The sequence below is a fragment of the Amycolatopsis sp. NPDC059235 genome (assembly GCF_042754125.1).
Lineage (GTDB): Bacteria > Actinomycetota > Actinomycetes > Mycobacteriales > Pseudonocardiaceae > Amycolatopsis > Amycolatopsis albidoflava.
Genome location: NZ_JBHZAG010000092.1, coordinates 1 through 18,811, shown reverse-complemented (window position 1 = coordinate 18,811; position 18,811 = coordinate 1). Strand labels below are relative to the sequence as shown.

General features: G+C 68.3%; 22 protein-coding genes and 1 tRNA gene. 15 read left to right on the top strand and 8 right to left on the bottom strand.

Going from position 1 to position 18,811, the window contains the following annotated elements; genetic code table 11:
• Positions 1 to 107: 107 nt before the first annotated feature.
• The 4 genes from ACFXI3_RS38825 (at position 108) to ACFXI3_RS38810 (ending at position 3,162) form a co-directional block, all read left to right on the top strand.
• Complete coding sequence (locus tag ACFXI3_RS38825; protein WP_378406425.1) at positions 108 to 686, top strand: TetR/AcrR family transcriptional regulator; 579 nt, start codon at positions 108 to 110, stop codon at positions 684 to 686.
• Positions 687 to 767: 81 nt separating this feature from the next.
• Positions 768 to 1,535 carry an ESX secretion-associated protein EspG gene (locus tag ACFXI3_RS38820; protein WP_344281700.1) on the top strand — a complete coding sequence of 256 codons (768 nt, stop codon included), beginning with the start codon at positions 768 to 770 and terminating at the stop codon, positions 1,533 to 1,535.
• A 32-nt stretch (positions 1,536 to 1,567) separates the two neighbouring features.
• Entirely contained in the window at positions 1,568 to 1,990 is a 423-nt protein-coding gene (locus ACFXI3_RS38815; protein WP_344281697.1) for a hypothetical protein, read from the top strand.
• Entirely contained in the window at positions 1,987 to 3,162 is a 1,176-nt protein-coding gene (locus ACFXI3_RS38810) for a hypothetical protein (RefSeq protein ID WP_378406422.1), read from the top strand. Before ACFXI3_RS38815 ends, ACFXI3_RS38810 begins: the two co-directional genes overlap by 4 nt.
• Positions 3,163 to 3,220: 58 nt before the next feature.
• On the opposite strand, the gene ACFXI3_RS38805 is transcribed toward ACFXI3_RS38810, so the two are convergent.
• From ACFXI3_RS38805 to ACFXI3_RS38795, 3 genes are read right to left on the bottom strand one after another with little or no spacing between them, the layout of a single operon-like run.
• A complete protein-coding gene (locus ACFXI3_RS38805) occupies positions 3,221 to 4,129 on the bottom strand; it encodes a glycosyltransferase family 2 protein (RefSeq protein WP_344281691.1) in 909 nt (302 codons plus the stop codon).
• A complete protein-coding gene (locus tag ACFXI3_RS38800; protein ID WP_344281688.1) occupies positions 4,129 to 4,944 on the bottom strand; it encodes an ABC transporter ATP-binding protein in 816 nt (271 codons plus the stop codon). Before ACFXI3_RS38800 ends, ACFXI3_RS38805 begins: the two co-directional genes overlap by 1 nt.
• Before the next feature lie 3 nt (positions 4,945 to 4,947).
• On the bottom strand, positions 4,948 to 5,901 hold the full coding sequence (locus ACFXI3_RS38795; RefSeq protein WP_344281686.1) for an ABC transporter permease: 954 nt from the start codon (positions 5,899 to 5,901) through the stop codon (positions 4,948 to 4,950).
• 131 nt (positions 5,902 to 6,032) lie between these two features.
• Here ACFXI3_RS38795 and ACFXI3_RS38790 point away from each other — a divergent pair, with 131 nt between their 5' ends.
• A complete protein-coding gene (locus tag ACFXI3_RS38790; protein ID WP_378406420.1) occupies positions 6,033 to 7,058 on the top strand; it encodes an N-acetylneuraminate synthase family protein in 1,026 nt (341 codons plus the stop codon).
• The gene (neuC, locus tag ACFXI3_RS38785; protein ID WP_378406418.1) at positions 7,051 to 8,181 is read left to right on the top strand and encodes a UDP-N-acetylglucosamine 2-epimerase; all 1,131 of its coding nucleotides are present in this window, start codon (positions 7,051 to 7,053) and stop codon (positions 8,179 to 8,181) included. Before ACFXI3_RS38790 ends, neuC begins: the two co-directional genes overlap by 8 nt.
• On the opposite strand, the gene ACFXI3_RS38780 is transcribed toward neuC, so the two are convergent.
• Positions 8,157 to 8,855: a cytidylyltransferase domain-containing protein gene (locus ACFXI3_RS38780; protein WP_378406416.1), complete on the bottom strand. Its 699-nt coding sequence runs from the start codon at positions 8,853 to 8,855 to the stop codon at positions 8,157 to 8,159. The genes neuC and ACFXI3_RS38780 overlap by 25 nt on opposite strands.
• Before the next feature lie 146 nt (positions 8,856 to 9,001).
• Here ACFXI3_RS38780 and ACFXI3_RS38775 point away from each other — a divergent pair, with 146 nt between their 5' ends.
• From ACFXI3_RS38775 to ACFXI3_RS38760, 4 genes are all read left to right on the top strand, one after another.
• Positions 9,002 to 9,697: a hypothetical protein gene (locus ACFXI3_RS38775; protein WP_378406414.1), complete on the top strand. Its 696-nt coding sequence runs from the start codon at positions 9,002 to 9,004 to the stop codon at positions 9,695 to 9,697.
• Positions 9,694 to 10,167 (top strand): hypothetical protein, encoded by a 474-nt coding sequence (locus ACFXI3_RS38770; protein WP_378406412.1) that lies wholly within the window; start codon positions 9,694 to 9,696, stop codon positions 10,165 to 10,167. The genes ACFXI3_RS38775 and ACFXI3_RS38770 overlap by 4 nt, the downstream gene beginning before the upstream one ends.
• A gap of 71 nt (positions 10,168 to 10,238) precedes the next feature.
• A complete protein-coding gene (locus tag ACFXI3_RS38765) occupies positions 10,239 to 11,390 on the top strand; it encodes an epoxide hydrolase family protein (protein WP_378406410.1) in 1,152 nt (383 codons plus the stop codon).
• 51 nt (positions 11,391 to 11,441) lie between these two features.
• Positions 11,442 to 11,969 (top strand): hypothetical protein, encoded by a 528-nt coding sequence (locus tag ACFXI3_RS38760; protein WP_378406408.1) that lies wholly within the window; start codon positions 11,442 to 11,444, stop codon positions 11,967 to 11,969.
• 57 nt (positions 11,970 to 12,026) lie between these two features.
• On the opposite strand, the gene ACFXI3_RS38755 is transcribed toward ACFXI3_RS38760, so the two are convergent.
• The gene (locus ACFXI3_RS38755) at positions 12,027 to 12,608 is read right to left on the bottom strand and encodes a bacterial proteasome activator family protein (RefSeq protein WP_344281653.1); all 582 of its coding nucleotides are present in this window, start codon (positions 12,606 to 12,608) and stop codon (positions 12,027 to 12,029) included.
• Positions 12,609 to 12,710: 102 nt separating this feature from the next.
• Here ACFXI3_RS38755 and ACFXI3_RS38750 point away from each other — a divergent pair, with 102 nt between their 5' ends.
• Positions 12,711 to 13,910, top strand: coding sequence for a cysteine desulfurase-like protein (locus tag ACFXI3_RS38750; RefSeq protein WP_344281650.1), 1,200 nt, complete (start codon positions 12,711 to 12,713; stop codon positions 13,908 to 13,910).
• Positions 13,911 to 13,961: 51 nt separating this feature from the next.
• Here the strand turns inward: ACFXI3_RS38750 and ACFXI3_RS38745 are convergent, their stop codons facing one another.
• Together ACFXI3_RS38745 and ACFXI3_RS38740 are read right to left on the bottom strand one after the other, a co-directional pair.
• A complete protein-coding gene (locus tag ACFXI3_RS38745; RefSeq protein WP_378406406.1) occupies positions 13,962 to 14,939 on the bottom strand; it encodes an NAD(P)H-quinone oxidoreductase in 978 nt (325 codons plus the stop codon).
• A gap of 20 nt (positions 14,940 to 14,959) precedes the next feature.
• Positions 14,960 to 15,898 carry a neutral zinc metallopeptidase gene (locus ACFXI3_RS38740; RefSeq protein WP_344281643.1) on the bottom strand — a complete coding sequence of 313 codons (939 nt, stop codon included), beginning with the start codon at positions 15,896 to 15,898 and terminating at the stop codon, positions 14,960 to 14,962.
• Between the two features lie 516 nt (positions 15,899 to 16,414).
• On the opposite strand from ACFXI3_RS38740, the gene ACFXI3_RS38735 reads away from it, so the two are divergent.
• The 3 genes from ACFXI3_RS38735 (at position 16,415) to ACFXI3_RS38725 (ending at position 17,387) form a co-directional block, all read left to right on the top strand.
• Positions 16,415 to 16,906, top strand: coding sequence for a MarR family transcriptional regulator (locus ACFXI3_RS38735; RefSeq protein ID WP_344281640.1), 492 nt, complete (start codon positions 16,415 to 16,417; stop codon positions 16,904 to 16,906).
• A 2-nt stretch (positions 16,907 to 16,908) separates the two neighbouring features.
• Positions 16,909 to 16,993 (top strand) — tRNA-Ser (locus tag ACFXI3_RS38730).
• A 181-nt stretch (positions 16,994 to 17,174) separates the two neighbouring features.
• Complete coding sequence (locus ACFXI3_RS38725; RefSeq protein WP_344281509.1) at positions 17,175 to 17,387, top strand: KTSC domain-containing protein; 213 nt, start codon at positions 17,175 to 17,177, stop codon at positions 17,385 to 17,387.
• Positions 17,388 to 17,395: 8 nt separating this feature from the next.
• On the opposite strand, the gene ACFXI3_RS38720 is transcribed toward ACFXI3_RS38725, so the two are convergent.
• Complete coding sequence (locus ACFXI3_RS38720; RefSeq protein WP_344281506.1) at positions 17,396 to 17,677, bottom strand: DUF2277 domain-containing protein; 282 nt, start codon at positions 17,675 to 17,677, stop codon at positions 17,396 to 17,398.
• A gap of 92 nt (positions 17,678 to 17,769) precedes the next feature.
• On the opposite strand from ACFXI3_RS38720, the gene ACFXI3_RS38715 reads away from it, so the two are divergent.
• A complete protein-coding gene (locus ACFXI3_RS38715; protein ID WP_344281500.1) occupies positions 17,770 to 18,711 on the top strand; it encodes an Ldh family oxidoreductase in 942 nt (313 codons plus the stop codon).
• Positions 18,712 to 18,811: the final 100 nt, after the last annotated feature.

Genomic DNA, 18,811 nt, shown 5'->3' with positions numbered 1-18,811 from the left:
GCCTCTTCCTCGGGAGCCTAAGTTGACTGCATGGGTCAACTTCTTCCGCCGTCGACTTTAGGTAAGCTGACCGAGGTAGTCAACTTACGCTGAGAGACGAGGTCGCGGTGCCCGCGGAATCCCGGCTGCGCGCCGACGCCAGACGCAACTCCGAGCAGATCCGAACCGCTGCGATCGGCGCCTTCCAGGGACGGGGCCTGACGGTCCCGCTGGAGGAGGTCGCCAAGGCGGCGGGGGTCAGCAAGGCGACGATCTTCAACCGGTTCGGCGGCCGGATCGGCCTTATCGAGGCGGTTGTCGAAGAGGTCGTCGCGACGGAGTTGTTCGCGGTCATCGACCGCATGCGGACCGTCGACGACATCGGCGAGCGGATCGACGGCTACGTCACCGCGCTGCGCGATCTCCAGTACCGCCAGCCCTCCGTCAACGACGTCCTGCTGCAGACCTATCCGAACTCGCCGCAGCTCATGGAGATCTGCCGGGTCGGGGGCGAGGCCAACGAAGAACTGGTCGCGGCGGCGCGGGCCTCCGGTGCGGTGCGGCCGGAGTTCACAGCGGGCGACCTGCACGCGTTCGTCGTCGAGACCGCCCTCGCCCTCAAACACGGCGAACGGCCTCCCCGCGACGCCTACGACCGTCGCACCGCTTACTTCCTGAACGGAATCCGAACATCGCGCTCCGGATGACGCGCCCTTGGTGCCGATGGCCGCGACGGTGCGGAGTGGACTACGGTTTCGCCGGGGAGAGACCGGATTTAGGGGTGGGTCGTGCCGTACACGTTGACGCTGTCACCGGCAGCGGTGGATCTCCTGCTGGCGGAACTCGGCCTCGGCCGGGCACCGATGCCGTTCGTGGTGCCGCACATCGGCATCACCGGCGAGGAACGCGCCGCGGTGCGCGACGCCGTCTTCCGCGACCTCGACAACCGCGGCCTGCTGCGGCGCGGGACGATCGACGACGACGTCGAGATCGCGCTCGCCACCTTCGCCCGGCCCGGCCTCGCGGTGTCCGCGGCGGCCAAGATCGGCGACGAGCAACTGTTCGCGCGGGTGGCGTCCAACGGCCAGTTCGCGGTGCTCGTCTGCCAGCGGGACGGGATGTTCACCTTCGAGGAGGTCCGCCCGACCGGCATCGTCCCGGCGATCGTCGACCTGCTGCCGCTCACGCCCGCCGCGGCGGGGCAGTCGGTGACCGTCGCGCGGCCGTCGAAGCAGCCGGTGCGGGGCGACGCCTACGACCCGTTCGCCGGAGTCAGCGGCCCGCGCACGCACAATCCGCAGCTCAGGGCCGTCCAGCGGATCTTCGAGAAGCCGCGGCTGGCGGTCGGCCAGTTCACGCCGTACGTGAGCGACGGCAACGGCCACGAGCGCGCGCTGCCGTCGCTCGCGTGGTTCGACACCGAACTCGGCCGCTACCTGCTCAGCACGCGCGATTCCAGCGACGGCAACCGCTGGCTCACCTACGCGCCGGCAGACAATGCCCGTCTGGCCCAACAACTGTTCACCCAGCTTGAAGGCTATTCGGCAAACGCCTGACCGGAGCGGCTCGCGTCGGTAAACTCCGGCGCATGAGCACTGATCCGCTGGCGGCAGGCGGGCTGAACGCCAAGGGCATCGCCGAAGCCGCGGCCGAAACGCACAAGCTGGCCGGGACCGCGAAAGCCGGCGGGTTCAGCATCGACGGCGACGCACTCGGTGACCTGCGCAAAGCGCTCACCGACATGGTCACGCGCCTCGAACGGCTCAAGCCGCAGACCCAAGCGCTGACGACCGCGCCGAAGCTCGGCAGCCACCCGTACGGGCACACCGTGGCCGAGCACGACCGCAAGAGCGGCTCCGACGCCCCTGGCGCGGCCCTCGACGTGCTGGACCAGTTCGGCCGGATCCTGAAGGAGGCCGACGAGGCCCTCGCGCGCGCCGGCGGGGTCTACACCGAGAACGAGAGCCAGGCCATCGACTCCCACCGCACCGTGAAGGGCAGCACCGAATGAGCACGCCGCAGCCGGGGCTCGCGCCGTCGGACGCCGACTACCTCGGGCACCCGCACCAGCAGTTGAAGTCGTACGTCGAGACGAATCTCGACGTGGAGCAGGTTTCCTCGGTCTCGCACGCGTACACCGAGGTGCAGAAAGCGTTCGAGGAGTTCGCGACGCAGCTGGGCGAGGCCGTCAAGAAGGCCGCACACGCGTGGAGCGGCGAGGCCGCGGCCGGTGCGCAGGCGTATTTCGTGAGCCTCGCCGAATGGGCCGAGGCGAATGGCCAGAATGCGAAACTGGCCGCGCAGATCGTCGAGGAACAGGCGTCCGCCGCGCAGGTGGCGAAGCACTCGATGCCGGACGCGGTCCCGTTCGACTGGTCTGAAGAATTCGACAAATGGTCGCACGCCAGTCCGCTCGAAATGAGCAATGAGATCGATGCGACGCTGAAGAAGCAGCAGGACAGCCGTTCCGCGCACGAACAGGCCGCGGAGACGATGTCGAAGTACGACGCTTCGCTGCACGAGACCGGTTCGAAGCAGCCGGCTTTCGCGCACCCGCCGAAGTTCGGCGTCGCGGCTGGTGGCGGTGCCGCGGTGGCGATGCCGACCGGTCCTGAACACCACGACGCCGCTCCCGCTCCGGCCAGCCCCGCGCCTGCTCCTGCCGCGGCTGACGCTGGTTCGGTCTCGGCGGGCGGCGGCGCTGCCGCGGCCGGACACTCGGCCAGCGCCCCGACGGTCAGCGGCCCGAGCCAGTTCACCGGGGCCGTGCACCAGCAGATGCCGGACCCCAGCACGACGGCGGCGGGCACCGCGCCTGCCGCGGCGCAGGCCGCCCCGAGCGGCGGCAGCGGCGGTGCGTCCGGGGCGGGCATGGGCGCCATGCCGATGGGTGGCATGCCGATGGGCGGTGGCGGCGGAGGTTTCGGCGCCGACGAGGAACACCAGAGCAAGGTCGGCCGCGGCGGTGGCTCGTTCGGCCCCGGCGACGGCGCGATGGAGCCGGGAGCGGCCGACGTCGCGGCCGGAGGAATGGGCGGCGCTCCGGCTCGCCCCGGCATGGGCTTCGGCGCCCGGCCGTACGACGACAGCCTCAACCAGCCCGCGTTCGTGATGGAACTCGAGGACGACGACGAGGTGTTCGGCAGCGGACATCGTTCCGCGCCGCCGGTGATCGGGGAATAGCTCGGGAGTCCGTTGTGGACGATGGGGTCAGCGCACTGTCCACAACGGACTGACCGGTTCAGTACCGGTAAAACTTCTCCGCGCGGCCCTGCCGGACCAGCTTCAGCCACTGCAGGAACGCCTTCGGGTCCCGCTTCACGCCCACGAAATACAGGCCGAAGCGCAGCACTTCCAGCGCCCCGATCTTGCGCATTCCCGGCTGCGACAGCAAATACCCGCGGTTGCGGTACGTGTAATACCGCTTGACCTCGTTCTCCGGGTCCTGTGCGTGGAATTTCCCGCCCAGCATCGGCTTGAACTCGTCCGAACCGTCGGGGTGCAGGTAGGTCGTGCGCAGCGACGTGCCGAACGGCAGGCCAGACCGCACGAGGCGGCGGTGCAGTTCCACCTCGTCGCCGCGGAAGAACAGGCGCAGGTCGGGCACGCCGGTGACGTCCAAAGTGGACGAACGGAACAGCGCGCCGTTCATCAGGGACGCGATGCCGGGCAGGAAGTCCGTGCCCAGTTCGGCCGACGAGCGCTTCCAGGTGAGGCCGCGGCGCAGCGGGAACGCCAGCTTCGCCGGGGCGTCGATGTTGGCCACCACCGGGGAAATCTCGGCGAGGCCGCGCTTTTCGGCTTCTTCCAGCAGAATCTCGAGCACGTGCTCGTCCGCGGGGCGGCCGTCGTCGTCGGCGAGCCAGACCCAGTCCGCGCCGAGCGACAGGGCGTGCAGCATGCCGAGCGCGAAACCGCCCGCGCCGCCGAGGTTCCGGTGTGACGGCAGGTACGTGTACGGCAGCGGGTAGGCCTCGACCACGTCTCGCGCGGACTTGTCCGGCCCGTTGTCGACCACCACGAGGTGGTCGACCGGCCGGGTCTGGGCGGCGATGATTTTCAGCGAGTCCGCGAGCAGCTCGCGCCGGTGCCGCGTGACCACCACGCCGACGACGGCGCCCTCGGGCAGCTCTCGCGTCTCGCCGGTCATCATTCCCCGCCGTTCGTCGTGGTCGCGGGCTCGATGCCGAGGCGCTCGAGACCTTCCTGGCTCATGTTCTCGAACGGGTCGCGGCCCTTGTACTCGGTGAGCACCTCGCGCAGCGAACCCTGCTTCTTGACGTGGCCCTCGTCCATCCAGATCGCGGTGTCGCACAACTCCATCAGGAACTCGTCGGAGTGGTTCGCGAACACCAGGATGCCGGAGCGTTTGACCAGGTCCTTGAGCCGGTCGCGGGCTTTGTTGAGGAACGCCGCGTCGACCGCGCCGATGCCCTCGTCGAGGATCAGGATCTCCGGGTCGATCGAGGTCACGACGCCGAGCGCGAGCCGCACCCGCATGCCGGTGGAGTACGTCCGCAGCGGCATCTGCAGGTAGTCGCCGAGTTCGGTGAACTCCGCGATGTCGTCGACCCGCTTCTCCATTTCCTTGGCGCTCATGCCGAGGAACAGGCCGCGGATCAGGATGTTCTCGACGCCGGAGATCTCCGGGTCCATGCCGATGCCGAGGTCGAACACCGGCGCGATCCGGCCGACGATCCGCGACGATCCGCGGGTCGGCTCGTAGATCCCGGCGAGCAGCCGCAGCAGCGTGGACTTGCCCGCGCCGTTGTGCCCGACGAGACCGACCCGGTCGCCCTCGCGGAGGCTGATCGACACGTCGTGCAGCGCCTCGATGATCGGCACCTTCTGGTCGGAACTGATCTTGCCGCCGACCTTGCCGAGCACGCGCTTTTTCATCGAACGCGTCTTCGCGTCGAAAATCGGGAAGTCCACGTACGCGTTGTGGACGTCAATGCTGACCATCTGTCACACCCAATACGAGACGCGAGACCGGTAATTGCGCATGGCGACGAGGGCGAGCGCCCACCCGACCACGGTGAGCCCGCCGACCACGACCCAGCTGGTCCAGCTCACCGCCTGCCCGATGAGCGGCGACCGCACCACCTGCATGTAGTGGTAAAGCGGGTTGAGCTTGATGATCGGCAGCGCCCACGACGCACCGTCCCGCGCGCCGCCGGACAGCAGCTGGTCGACCGGCCAGACGATCGGGGTGCCGTAGAACATCAGCTGGATCAGCGAGTTGATCAGCTGCGGAATGTCGCGGAAACGCGTCGAGATGATGCCGAGCAGCAGCGCCGCCCAGCCCGCGGTGAGCGCGAGCAGCACGAACCCGGGAATGGCGAGGAAAATGTTCCAGCTCAGGCCCGGGTGGCAGAACTTGTCCGGTACGCACACGCCGTCTTTCGACCCGAGCGAATACGGGGAATCGAGCGCCGAGAAGAAAATGATCAGCAGCACGACGTAGACGATCATGTTGTGCGCCAGCAGCAGCGTCTGCCGCCAGATCGTGCGCAGCACGTACACGCTGATCGGCGCGGGGACCTGTTTGATCAGCCCCTCGTTCGCGATGAACGTTTCCATGCCTTCGGTGAGGCAGCCCTGGATGAAGCCCCAGATGATGAAGCCGGTGGAGAGGTAGGGCAGGAACACCTCGATCGGCGTGCGGAACAGCTGCGAGTACAGCAGGCCGAGACCAAGCGCGATGACACCCTGGCTGATGGTGATCCAGAACGGCCCGATGATGGACCGCCGGTACCGCTGCTTGATGTCCTGCCAGCCGAGATGGGTCCACAGCTCGCGGGAGGCCAAACCGGTCTTGATGTCGTCGATCGCACGCCCGAACGTCTTGCTGTCCGACGACGGTGGAACCGGAGTCGAGACATCGGGTTCGGCTGCGTGAACCGTGCTGGTGGCATGCACGTGGACGAGGGTACCGATGGGACACGCCGCATCGATGGCAGGGCGGATGCGCCGGGTGGGGCAGGCCACGTCGCGGAACCGGTTAAGGTCGCCAGCAGACCGCACTCCCGCTCCGATCCGGAGGTCTCCCCATGTTCCTGCTCGGCCAGCACCCGGTCGGCGCCGACCACTCGCCTGTCGTGATCGCGGAGATCGGGATCAACCACGAGGGCGACCCGAAGAAGGCGCACCGGATGGTCGACGACGCCGCCGACGCCGGGGTCCAGGTGGTGAAAATCCAGACACACGTCGTGAACGACGAAATGATCCCGAACGACGTCGTTCCGGGCAATGCGGACGAACCGATCTGGGACATGATGAACCGGGTCGCGCTGTCGGCCCAGGACGAGCGCGAGATCAAGGCGCACGCCGAGGAACGCGGCATGGTGTTCCTCTCCACGCCGTTTTCCCGCGCGGCGGCGGACCGGCTCGCCGAGCTGGACGTCGCGGGATTCAAGATCGGCTCGGGCGAGTGCAACAACTACCCGCTGATCCGGCACGTCGCGTCGTTCGGCAAGCCGGTCATCCTCTCGACCGGGATGAACGACATCGCCTCGATCACGCCCGCGGTGGAGATTCTCCGCGAGGCCGGGGTCGGCTTCGCCCTGCTGCACTGCACCTCGCTCTATCCGACGCCGCCCGAGCAGGTCCGGCTCGGCGCGATGAGCGAACTCGGGACCGCGTTCCCCGACGCCGAGCTGGGCCTCTCGGATCACACGACGACGATCTACCCGTGTCTCGGCGCGGTCGCTCTCGGCGCGTCCGTGCTGGAGCGGCACTTCACCTCCGACATGAGCTGGCCGGGGCCGGACATCCCGGTTTCGTCCCCGCCGGAGGAGTTCGCGCGGCTGGTCGAAGGCTCCCGGCTCATCCACGCCTCGCGCGGCGGCAGCAAGCAGATCCTCGCCGAGGAGCAGCCGACGATCGACTTCGCGTACGCCTGCGTGGTCACCACCAAGGACATCGCCGAGGGCGAGCAGCTGACCACGGACAACATCTGGGTCAAGCGGCCGGGCACCGGCGAGATCAAGGCGAAGGACTACGAGGCCGTGCTCGGCCGCCCGGTCAAGAAGGCACTGGCGGTCAACACCCAGGTCAGCTGGGCGGACCTTGGCTGAGCAAGCCGTCCGGGAGGTGCTTTTCCTCACCGGGACCAGGGCCGATTTCGGCAAACTGCGCGACATCATGCTCGCGGTGCAGGAGAGCCCTCGGCTCTCCGCCCGGATCGTGGTGACCGGCATGCACATGCTGCGCAGTTACGGCTACACGGTGCGCGAGATCGAGCGGGCCGGGCTGCGGCGGCTGCACCTGATCCCGAACCAGATCGAGGACGAGCCGATGGCGCTCGTGCTGGCCAACACCGTGCAGGCGCTCGCCCGGCTGGTGCACGAGGAGCGGCCGGACGCGATCGTGGTCCACGGAGACCGGGTCGAGGCGCTCGCCGGCGCGATCGTGGGTTCGCTCGCCAATGTCCGCGTGCTGCACATCGAGGGCGGCGAGGTCAGCGGGACGATCGACGACGTCATCCGGCATTCGCTGTCCAAACACGCGCACGTGCACCTCGTGGCGAACGAAGAGGCCCGTCGCCGCCTGCTTCAGCTGGGCGAGGAAGAGGAACGGGTTTTCGTCGTGGGCAGTCCTGAGGTCGACGTGCTGACGTCGCCGCTGCTGCCCGCGCTCGACGAGGTGCGCGATCGCTATGACATCCCGTTCGCCGACTACGGGGTGCTGGCCTTGCACCCGGTCACCACGGAACTCGACCAGAACCGGCGCAATGCGGCCGCGGTCGTCGACGCGGTGCTGCGGGGCGGCAACTGGGTCGTGATCGAGCCGAACAACGACGAGGGCTGCCGGGAGATCCGGCGTGAGCTGGATCGCCTCGACGGGCCGAACGTCGTGCGGCTGCCGTCCATGCGGTTCGAGTACTTCGTGACGCTGATGAAGAACGCGACCGTGGTGCTGGGCAACTCGAGCGCCGGGGTCCGGGAGGCTCCGGTGCTCGGTACGCCGTCGGTCACGGTGGGTACCCGGCAGCGCAACCGGGTCACCGCGCCGAGCGTGCACTGGGTGGATCCGGATTCAGGGAAGATCGCGGCGGCGCTCGAGCACGCGCGTGAGCTGGGCCGATGTGAGCCTTATTCGGCGTTCGGCGGGCCGGGCGCGCAGCGCCGGATCGCGGAGCTGCTGGAAGGCGAGGAGGTGTGGCAGCCGTCGCTCTACAAGGTGTTCGTCGACCGCTGAAGCTCGATCGCCTGCGCTTCGGCCAGGCGCAGGTCCGCGGCGGTGTCGATGTCGACCGCTCGTTCGGCGGGGATGACCTGGCACCGCACCTCAGGCACGAAGAACCGCTGATGGCTGCGCAGATCTCCGGCGCGCACCAGGTAGATGCCGCCGGTCGGACGGAGGACCGGAGGCAGGGACTGGCGAGGCGCTTCCAGGTCCTCCCACGTGTGAACCGGAGTGACGCTGCCGTCCGGCCCTTCGAGGCACACCTTGAGCGGGTGGTGATCGTGGGAACGGCACATCTGCACCACGGAACCGCTGGGCCGGCCATCGTGAATCTCGACGCATTCGGCGATGTCGCCAGCGGTTCGCAGCGGCGACGTCGGCTGCAGCAGGAGCACCAGCGTCGAGTCGGGGACGTCTCTCGCGTCCAGCGCGTGGACTACCGCGGGCAGCGTGCGGCTGCTGGCCTGGGCGAGCGGGGACGGCCGGTCTACGACCGCGGCCCCCTCGGCCGTCGCGGCCGCGGCGATGTCACGATCGTCGGTGGTGACGACCACATCTTGGATACCGGCAGTGAGCGCGGTGTGCACAGTGTGTGCGACAAGCGGGCGGCCGAGAAAAGGGACGAGGTTCTTGCCGGGAAGCCCGACCGAACCGCCTCGAGCCGGGACGATCGCCACAGTGTCCACCGCACGAGCCTCCGAAGGTCGGATTGTGCCGCCCTGCCAGGACGGGGAATCTGGTTCGTCGGCTATTGTCCTTCTGCTCGGTTTACGGCGATCGGGGGGATCGAGCTGGGGCCGGCTGGGGATCCTCACGACGTGGTAGGGATGCGATGAATCCGACACAGTTCGCGGACGAAGTGTCCGGCAGCGCCCGGCTGGGCCAGCTGGACACGCCTATTCGCGACCTCTTGTCGGCCTATGCCCGAAACCCGGGACGGGTCGAGAGCATCACGGTCGTGGGCAATGCCCCGATGGCCCCCGATGCCCGGCGCGCGGAGCTGATCGATTCGAGCGACCTGGTGTTCCGGATGACCACGTTCGCGTTGGACGAGCCCGACGCGCCTCCCGCGTACGGAACGCGCGCGGATGTCGTTGTCGTGCACCGCGGTCTGACCGCGTCTCCTTACACATTCGCGGATTACCCCTCGCGGATGTACCTGCTGGCCGAGCCGGGCCGGTTGTTCTGGGAACCGGAGACCTTGCCGGACTGGTGGCCGTCCGACTTGGGTTTCGTGCCGATTTCGAACCGCCGTTTCGTCGTGCCGCTGGTTCGGTTGCTGGGCCTGGATCCCGGGCAGCCGGTGTGGGCGACCACCGGAACGCTGGTGGTGTACTTGTGCCGGGAATTGTTTCCCGAGGCAACCGTGAAATTGACCGGCGTGTCCATTCTCGACAATCCTGACCAGACCATGTTCGAGCACGCCTGGGGAGACCGGGTCGGCATTACCGCCGAGCACCGATTGCACGCGGAATCGGCTCTCCTCAAGTCGTGGAGCGAAACCGGAAGAATTGAGATCCTGCCGTGAGCGAGCTGCGTCGTGCCGCTTCCCGCGTGAAGCGATTGGTGTTTCGGGCCGGACATCCGGCGCTGGTGCGGTTCCATCATCGGGTGGAACGCATCGTCGACGGACGGCTGCGACCGGAAATAGACGCGACCCGTTCCCGCATCGACGAGGTCCGGGACGAACTGCGCGCCGAATTCCGCGAGGAACTCCGCCGGGTCAACGCCCGCTGCGACGAACTGGACGGCCACGTCAAGTGGCTCTACGACGAACAGCGCCGCCTCGCCCCGCACATCGCGGCCCTGGACGCCCGGGTCGCGGCGTTCGAGCGCCCAGGCTCCCCGGGACGCCTGGCCGAGCGGCTGGAGTACGCGGCCGACGAGGCAGACGAGGTGCGAGCGGAACACGCCCGGATTCGGGCGCGGTTGTCGGCGGTCTCGAAGTACGAGGAAAGGCTTGCCCGGGTGGAGGAGAAGCTCGGGCGGGAGAACTGACAGCCGAGCTTTTCGCAGATGAGCGGGATTGAGGACCGAATCTGTCCTCAATCCCCCATAGCTTTTCCCGCATGACCGAGACCCCGTTCCGGATCCACATCCCGCAGTCCGACCTCGACGACCTCACCCGTCGCCTCGCCGACACCCGCTGGCCGGACCCCTTCGAAGACCCGGCGTGGGAGCTGGGCATTCCGGTGACCGAAGTCCAAGACCTCGTCGAGTACTGGCGGCTCAGCTTCGACTGGCGGGCACAGGAAGAACGCATCAACGGCTTCCCCCAGTTCACCACCACCATCGACGGTGCCAACGTCCACTTCCTGCACCTCGAATCCCCCGAACCGGACGCCGTCCCGCTCCTTCTCACGCACGGCTGGCCGGGCTCCATCGTCGAATTCCTTGACCTCATCGGCCCCCTCGCCGACCCCCGGTCGTACGGCGGCGACCCGGCCGTCGCGTTTCACGTCGTCGTTCCGTCCGTACCCGGGTTCGCCTTCTCCGGGCCGACCCCCGACCGCGGTTGGGGGCCGGCGCGGACGGCGCGTGCTTGGGCCGAGTTGATGACGCGCCTCGGGTACGAGAGGTTCGGTACGCACGGCGGCGACTGGGGCGCGTTGATCTCCCGCGAGCTCGGCCTCCAGTTCCCGGACCGGATCATCGGCGCGCACGTCACGATGGTGCCGTCCGCGGTGGCGCGCGACGAGGCTGACCTCGACGGGCTCAGCGGGGACGAGCTGGCGAAAGGGCAGCGGTCGCTGGAGAAATCGCGGGCCTTCCAGCAGACGGGCATCGGCTACGCGATGATCCAGTCCACCAAGCCGCAAACGCTTGCGTACGGCCTCACCGACTCCCCGGCCGGGCAATTGGCCTGGATCGCCGAGAAGTTCCGTGCCTTTTCGAACACCGACCACGACCTGATCGACCGCGACGATCTGCTCGCCAACGTCTCGATCTACTGGTTCACCCGCACCGCCGCCTCGTCCGCGCGGATCTATGCCGACCAGGACGTCCAGTGGGGCGCGGCGCTGCCGTCGTCGACTGTGCCGACCGCGGTCGCGGTGTTTCCGGACGACATCGGGCTTCCGCTGCGGAAACTGGCCGAGCGGACTGACCGGATCGTGCGGTGGACGGAATTCCCGAGCGGCGGGCACTTCCCGGCGCTCGAAGAACCCGACCTGCTGATCGGAGATCTTCGAGCGTTCTTCTCCGCGAAGAACCAGGGTTGAGGTAGAAGTGGCTCCCTCGTAGGACGTGCGGAGTGGGGAGAGGTGGTCAGCGTGCAAGCTGCTGGTCGGCTGGCTGAATTTCTGAACTGGACGGGAAGCGTGGACGGCGAACTGTCCTGGGCCGAGGTCGAGGAGGCGATGGGGTTTGCCTTTCCCGAAGACTTCAAAGCCGTGGCCGCCACGTTCCCGACCGGTGCTTTCGGCGGGCGCATCTACTTCATCTCGCCGATCCAGAGCGCTGACTCCCTGGGGATGTTCAAAGATCGGCTGGAGATCACGATTTCGTCCTTCCACGAAGGCAGAGAGATTCTGCCGGACTACTTTCCACACCGGTTCCACCCGGAGTACCCCGGTCTTATTCCGTGGGCGGTGGACGACGAGCACGCGTACTTCTGGAATGCCGTCAGCCCGGCTGAACCCGACGGGAAGATCTTCTTCTTGGAGAACACGGGTCCAGACTGGGGTGCTTACGAAGGAAGCATTGAAGACTTCCTCATCGATATCCTCTCCGGCTCCTTCACGCACCCGGGGCTTTACTCGAACCTCAACGAAAAACCGCGAATGTACGACGAGTACTGATGAGAAGAGACGGTCCGTCACCACCGCCAAGGCGATGGTGACGGACCGCAGTCGCCCCTAGAGGTACTGCCCAGTCCCCGTAATCCCGTGCCCGTGCCCCTCACCCGGCTGCCCAACAGACCCGGACGAGCCAGCCGGCAGTCCACGACGCATCTGCTCCAGCTGCACCCGCGCGGCCATCTGCTGCGCGAACAGCGCCGTCTGGATGCCGTGGAACAGGCCCTCCAACCAGCCGACCAGCTGGGCCTGCGCGATGCGCAGTTCGGCGTCCGAAGGAGTCTGGTCCTCGGTGAACGGCCGCACGAGGCGCTCGAGTTCCTCGCGCAGTTCGGGCGCCAGGGCCTGCTCCAGTTCGCGCACCGACGTCTGGTGGATCTCGCGGACCCGGTTGCGGCTGGCGTCGTCCAGCGGCGCGGCGCGGACCTCTTCCAGCAGCTGTTTGATCATGGTGCCGATGCGCATCACCTTGGCCGGTTCCTCGACCAGGTCCCCGACGGTCTCGTTGTCCTCGCCGTCGGGGGCGATCTGCGCGGTGCCGACCGGAACCCCGTCCGGTCCGACGACCACCACGTGCGGCGCGTCCGTTCCGTCCCCGGTCGCGCCCGTTCCCCCGAAGTTCGGCTCGCTCATGTGCTCCATCCCCGTCGCTGTTGGCGGTCCTGACCCGAGCCTAGCGGCCGTTCGGGCAGTTCTGCCCAACCCCGCGGCAACCGCGAAACCGCACGTCCGTACGGTGTCCCCATGGCGTTCGACGTCGCTCGTATCCGTGGGCTGTTCCCCGCGCTTGGCGACGGCTGGATTCACTTCGACGGCGCCGCCGGAATGCTCGTGCCCGAACAGGTCGCTTCGGCCGTTTCGACGGCCATGCGGGCGCCGGTGTCCGGGCCGGGCGGAGCTTTTCCGGCCTCCCAGCGGGCGGAAAGCATCGTCACCGCGGCCCGCCGGGCCGTGGCTGATCTGGTCGGGGCCGACCCGGCCGCCGTCGTGCTCGGGCCGAGCGCGCCGGTGCTGCTGCGCAGGCTTGTCGACGCGCTGGCCGAACGCTGGACGATCGGCGACGAGGTCGTCGTCTCCCGGCTCGACGAAGAGGCCAACATCGCGCCCTGGCGGCGTGCCGCGAAGCGCGTCGGCGCGGTCGTGCGGTGGAGCGAGATCGACATCGAGACCTGCGAACTGCCCGCGTGGCAGTACGAGAACCTCGTGTCGGCGCGGACGAAAGCGGTGTCGGTGACGCTGGCGTCCGGGTCCGTCGGGACCCGGCCGGACGTGCCTACGGTGATCGAATTCGCCAAGCGCGTCGGCGCGCTCGTGGTGGTCGACGCGACCTACGCGGCTCCGTTCGTGCCTCTTGACCTGCAAGAACTCGGTGCCGACGTCATGGTCGTCTCCGCTCCTTCGTGGGGCGGTCCCGCGGTCGGCGCGCTCGTGTTCCGCGATCCGGAGCTGCTGGAACGCATCTCGTCGGTGTCGCTCGACCCAACCGCCACCGGGCCCGCGCGGCTCGAACTCGGCCCGCACGCGTACCCGCTGCTGGCCGGCGTCGTCGCGTCCATCGACTACCTCGCCGGCCTCGACGACGCCGCGACCGGCTCGCGCCGCGAACGCCTGGTGACGTCGCTCGGTTCGGCCAAGTCGTACCACGCGGGGCTGCTCGCGCAGCTGTCCACGGAACTGCGCTCGCTGCGCCACATCATGGTGATCGGCGACGCGATGCGCCGGATCCCCGCGCTCGCGTTCGCCGTGGCCGGCGCGAAATCGTCGCAGGTCGCCGAATACCTGGCGTCGCAAGGCTTGTGCGCGTTCGCCGACGACGGCACCAGCGGCGTGTTCGCGTCGCTGGGCGTCGGCGAGGTCGGCGGAGCGGTGCGGATCGGGCTCGCGCACTACTCCAACGTGTTCGAGATCAACCAGCTGGTGCGGGTGCTCGAAGAACTGCGCTGAAGCCTGGTGCGTGTTGATGCCGGTTAGAACCGGCATCAACACGCACGAGCGTCAGGACTTCGCGGCCAGCAGGACCTTCCCGAAGATGCTGCCCTCTTCGAGCATCCGGTGCGCGGACGCGGCCTCGGCCATCGGCACCACGTCGCCGACGATCGGCTGCACCGAACCCTGTTCCACCAACGGCCACAACCGATTCCGGACATCCGCGACGATCGCCGCTTTCTGGTCCAGCGGCCGCGACCGCAGCCCGGCCGCGTACACGCTCGCGCGTTTGCCGAGCAGTTTGCCGATGTTCAGCTCGCCCTTGATCCCGCCCTGCATGCCGATGATGACCAGGCGGCCGTCGGCGGCGAGCGCGTCGACGTTGCGGTCCAGGTACTTCGCGCCCATGTTGTCGAGGATGACGTCGGCACCCTTCGTCTCGGCGCGCAGCACCTCGACGAAATCCTGTTCCTTGTAGTTGATCGTGAGGTCGGCGCCGAGCTGGCGGCAGCGTTCGAGCCGTTCGGGCGAACCCGCGGTGACCGCGACGGTCGCGCCGAGCGCCTTGCCCACCTGGATCGCGTGCGTGCCGATGCCGCCCGCGCCGCCGTGCACCAGCAGCACCTGGCCTTCGCCGAGACCGGCGTGCATCACGACGTTCGCCCACACCGTGCACGCCACCTCGGGCAGCCCGGCCGCGGCGACCGTCTCGACCTCGGCGGGCACCGGCAGCAGCTGTCCGGCCGGGACCGCGACGCGTTCGGCGTACCCGCCGCCGGCGAGCAGCGCGCACACCTCGTCGCCGACCTGCCAGCCCTCGACGCCCTCGCCGAGTTCGGCGATCGTGCCGGAGCATTCCAGGCCGAGGATGTCGCTCGCCCCGGGCGGCGGCGGATAGTTTCCCTGGCGCTGCAGCAGGTCGGCGCGGTTGACCGCGCTGGCCGTGACGTCCAGCAGCACCTCGCCGGGACCGGGTTCCGGATCGGGGACCTCGGTCCATTCGAGCACGTCAGGGGCACCGGGTTCGCGGATCGTGATCGCGTGCATGCGCCCGACTGTATCCCGGGTCAGCCGAGATCGTTGGTGCTGAAGGTGTTGCAACGCGCGGGCTGGCCGGTCTGGTAGCCGGTGGTGAACCACTTCTCGCGCTGCGCCGAGGTGCCGTGCGAGAAGCTCGACTTGTCGACGTGGCCGTTGCCGAGGTTCTTCTGGATGTAGTCGTCGCCGATCCGGGACGCGGTGTCCAGCGCGCGCGAGATGTCGTCCTTCGTGACGTCCTGGACCAGCGGTTTCCCGGAGCTGGTCGGGGTCGTGCTGGCGTGGTTGGCCCAGACGCCCGCGTAGCAGTCGGCCTGCAGTTCCAGCCGGACCGAGCCGGACGTCGGGCCGGTGCCGGTGCCGCGTTTGGACGTGCCGGTGAGGTTCTGCACGTGGTGGCCGTATTCGTGGGCCAGCACGTAAGCCTCGGTGAACAGCCCGCCCTGCGCGCCGAAGCGGGTCTTCAGCTCGTTGAAGAACGACAGGTCGATGTACACGTACGAGTCGGCCGGGCAGTAGAACGGCCCGGTGTCCGACGTCGCGCCGCCGCAGCCGGTGCGCACGCCGCCGGTGAAGAAGCGGGTGGTCGCCTTGCGGTAGGTCTGGCCGGAACGGGAGAACTCCTGCGTCCAGTAGTCCTGGATGGAGTTGACGATCGCGACGATCGAGCAGTCGTGGTCGCGGTTCGCGTCGGCTCCGGTCTTGCACTTCTTCGCGAGCGTGCCGGAGTCCAGTTGCTGCCCGGACTGGACGTCGCCGAGCCCGACCCCGCCCACCGCGGGCGAGGTGCCGGTGCTGGGACCGCCGCCGAACTGGGAGAACAGGAAGTAGATGACCAGGCCGACGATGCCGAGCCCGCCGCCGCCGATGGCCACGCGGCCGCCGATGCCGCCGCCTCCGCCACCGCCGCTGCCGCGCATGTCCTGGATCTCGGAGGAGTCCAGATCCGCGTTGTCGTCGAATCGCACGCGGAAAGGGTAGCCGCAAAGCCGGGAACGAGGCTGGGTGCGGCCCCTGCGCTGGGGGCCGCACCCAGGTACTACCGAGGTTTCGTTGACAGCGGTTGGCCACCGGCCGGGCTGGCGTCCGGCGCTGCCTTCGCGGTGCCGAGGCCGCGAAGAGAAGCAGCGACATGACGACGCCGGGTGCGCGTGGCCGATGCCGGAGCGCACGGGGTGCTCGTGCTGTTCGCAATCGCGACCGAACCGGAACGGGGCCGTGCCGATCGCGGGGTCACAGCGGGCGGTCAACCGCGGGAACTACCTGCCATGCCACCACCTGGCCTTTCCCGGTGGGAAACGGGGCCCGGCGTGCCCTTCGGCGCGCTCCGCGGATCCTCGTCGTCCCTCCGCTGTCCATCGAGGATGCGCTTCTTCGCGCCGAGTCTCAACCTTTTCGTAACCCTCCATTGGGGGAAGTTCGCCCGGAAATTTCACGCCGGGCCGGAACACCAGGGGCAAAACCGGCCTTCTACGCTTCCGGACATGAGCGATGACCAGGACGTCCGCTGGCTGGACCCGGCCGAGCAGCGCGCCTGGCGGGCCTACATCGTCGCGTCGCTGCGGCTGCGCCAGCGGCTGCACCGCGAACTGACCGAAAGCCACGGCATCTCGCTAGCCGACTACGAGGTCCTGGTCTGCCTGAACCTGGCTCCGGACCGGTGCACGCGGATGACGGAACTGGCGGCGCTGCTCGGCTCGACGAAGAGCAGGCTGTCGCACCAGATCGGCAAACTGGAGGCGGCCGGGCTGGTCACGCGCCGCCCCGACCCGGAAGACAAACGAGGCGTGCTGACCGAGCTGACCGACGCCGGCCAGCACGTACTGGACAAAGCCGCGCCGACGCACGTGCGCGGCGCCCGCGAGCACCTGATCGACCTGCTGACGCCGGACGAGCAGACCGCGGTGGCCACGGCGTTCACCCGGGTCCTCGAACACCTGGACGACGTCGAAGGACGGCGCGATACCCTGACCTAGAAGGAAGCGTGGCAGAGCGGCCGAATGCAGACGCCTTGAAAGCGTCCGTAGGGAAACCTACCGGGGGTTCAAATCCCTCCGCTTCCGCTTGAGGTCTGTTCCGGCCCCGGGTTCCGCGTTCGTGCGGGCCGGGGCCGTTTTCTTCGGCGGGTCGCGGGTGCCGATCAGCGACCGTCAAGGGGCGGGTGCCGCGTCGCCGTTTCCCTCGTCCGCCGTGACCGATTCGGGAACCTGCGTCCGGCGGGCGCGCGGGTACGCTGGCCGTGCTGTGCGCCGGGTTCCCGTGGAGTCTTCCGTCATTCGCGACGTCGGCTACGACGCCGCGAAGTCGGTGCTGGAGATCGGGTTCCGCAACGGCAGCGTCTATCGCTACCACCTCGTGCCCGCGCGGGTGCATCGCGCGCTGATGGCCGCCGAGAGCCCGGGGCGTTACCTCAACCGGGAGATCAAGCCGAAGTTCCCGGGGCAAGCCGTGGAGTGATTGCGGCGTCAGGCTTTCTTGGCCTCGCGCAGGGCGATCCTCGCCTGGACCTCCGGGCGGCGCAGCGGCGGCACGGTCGTCGGCGGCTGGCGGCGTTGCGGGAGTTCTTCCAGCAGCCGCGCGGTGATCTCGGCGATTTCGGCGACCGCCGCTTCGAACGGTTCGCGCGTCGCGTCCGAAAGGGACTGCACCCCGGTCACTTTGCGCACGTACTGGCGTGCCGCGGCTTCGATCTCGTCCGTGGTGGCGGCGGGCTGCAGGCCGCGGAGCGTGGTGATGTTTCGGCACATGTGCTTCAGGGTACGTCTCTGCGGCTGACCGCATCACACTCTAGGGCCAACCTCGTTGACGGGGTCCGAGATCGCCCGGCAACCTTGATGAAGTGCCCCTCAGACCGCGTGCCCCCCGGCTCAGCCGCCCCGTCCCGGAAGTTCCCGCCGACACCCCGATTCCCGAACAGGCCTGGCATCGCGTTCCCGCCGACGAACTGGTCACGCTCGTTTCCGTTGTCCTGATGGCACAAGGCTTTCCCGAAGACCGTGCGCGTCCGGCGGCGGAAGCGTTGTGCCACGGCGATCTCACTGGAGCGCCCGAGACCGGCGTCGGGGAGTTGACCCGGGTCCATTTGCCCGCGATCGAAAGCGGATTCGTCAGTCCTGGTGCGCAGCCGTTGCTGATCGCGGATCGCGGGGCTGCGGCGCTTGTCGATTATCGGCGTGCGTCCGGGCTGTGGGCGGTTGGTGACGCGATGGACCGGGCTGTGCAGCGGGCTGGGCGGTTTGGGGTCGGGCTGCTGTCGTTGCGCGGGGTCGGGCCGTTTGGGCGGGTCGGGCATCATGCCGCGCGGGCGTTGCCGCACGGGATGATCGGGATCGTCATGGCTGCTGGGGGGTATGCCGATCAGCCGGTTCATCCGTTGGGGATGGCTGCTCCTGCTGGGGCTTATCCGGAGTTCGTTTTTGACGTCGACCTTGCTGATGCTGCTCGTGATCCGCGGTTTGCCGGGTTTGCGTTGATGGTTGATGTGCTGGCCGGGGTGTTGTCCGGGGTTGCTGATCATGAGCATGACACTGGGTTGTTGGTGCTTGCGATCGCTCCTACGACGTTGCGTAGTGCTGATGGGTTTTATCGGGCTGCTAGTGCGGTTTTTGGGAGCATGCTCGGGTGGGAGGGCGGGGCGCCGGTTCGGTATCCGGGGTGGCGGGAGGCTCAGTATTTGGAGCAGTGCCGGGCGTTGGGGGTGCCGTTGCCTGGGGCGGTGCGGCGGGAGTTGGATTCTTTGGCGTTGAAGGTGGGGTTGCCGCCGTTGACTACGGTGGGGTGAGTTTCGGCTCGTCGCCTGGCGGCGACCTTGCCGTGGGGGTTGCGTGGGGCACCCCGAAGCTTGATTGTGCTGACGGTTCGGGGGTGCTTGTCAAGGCGGG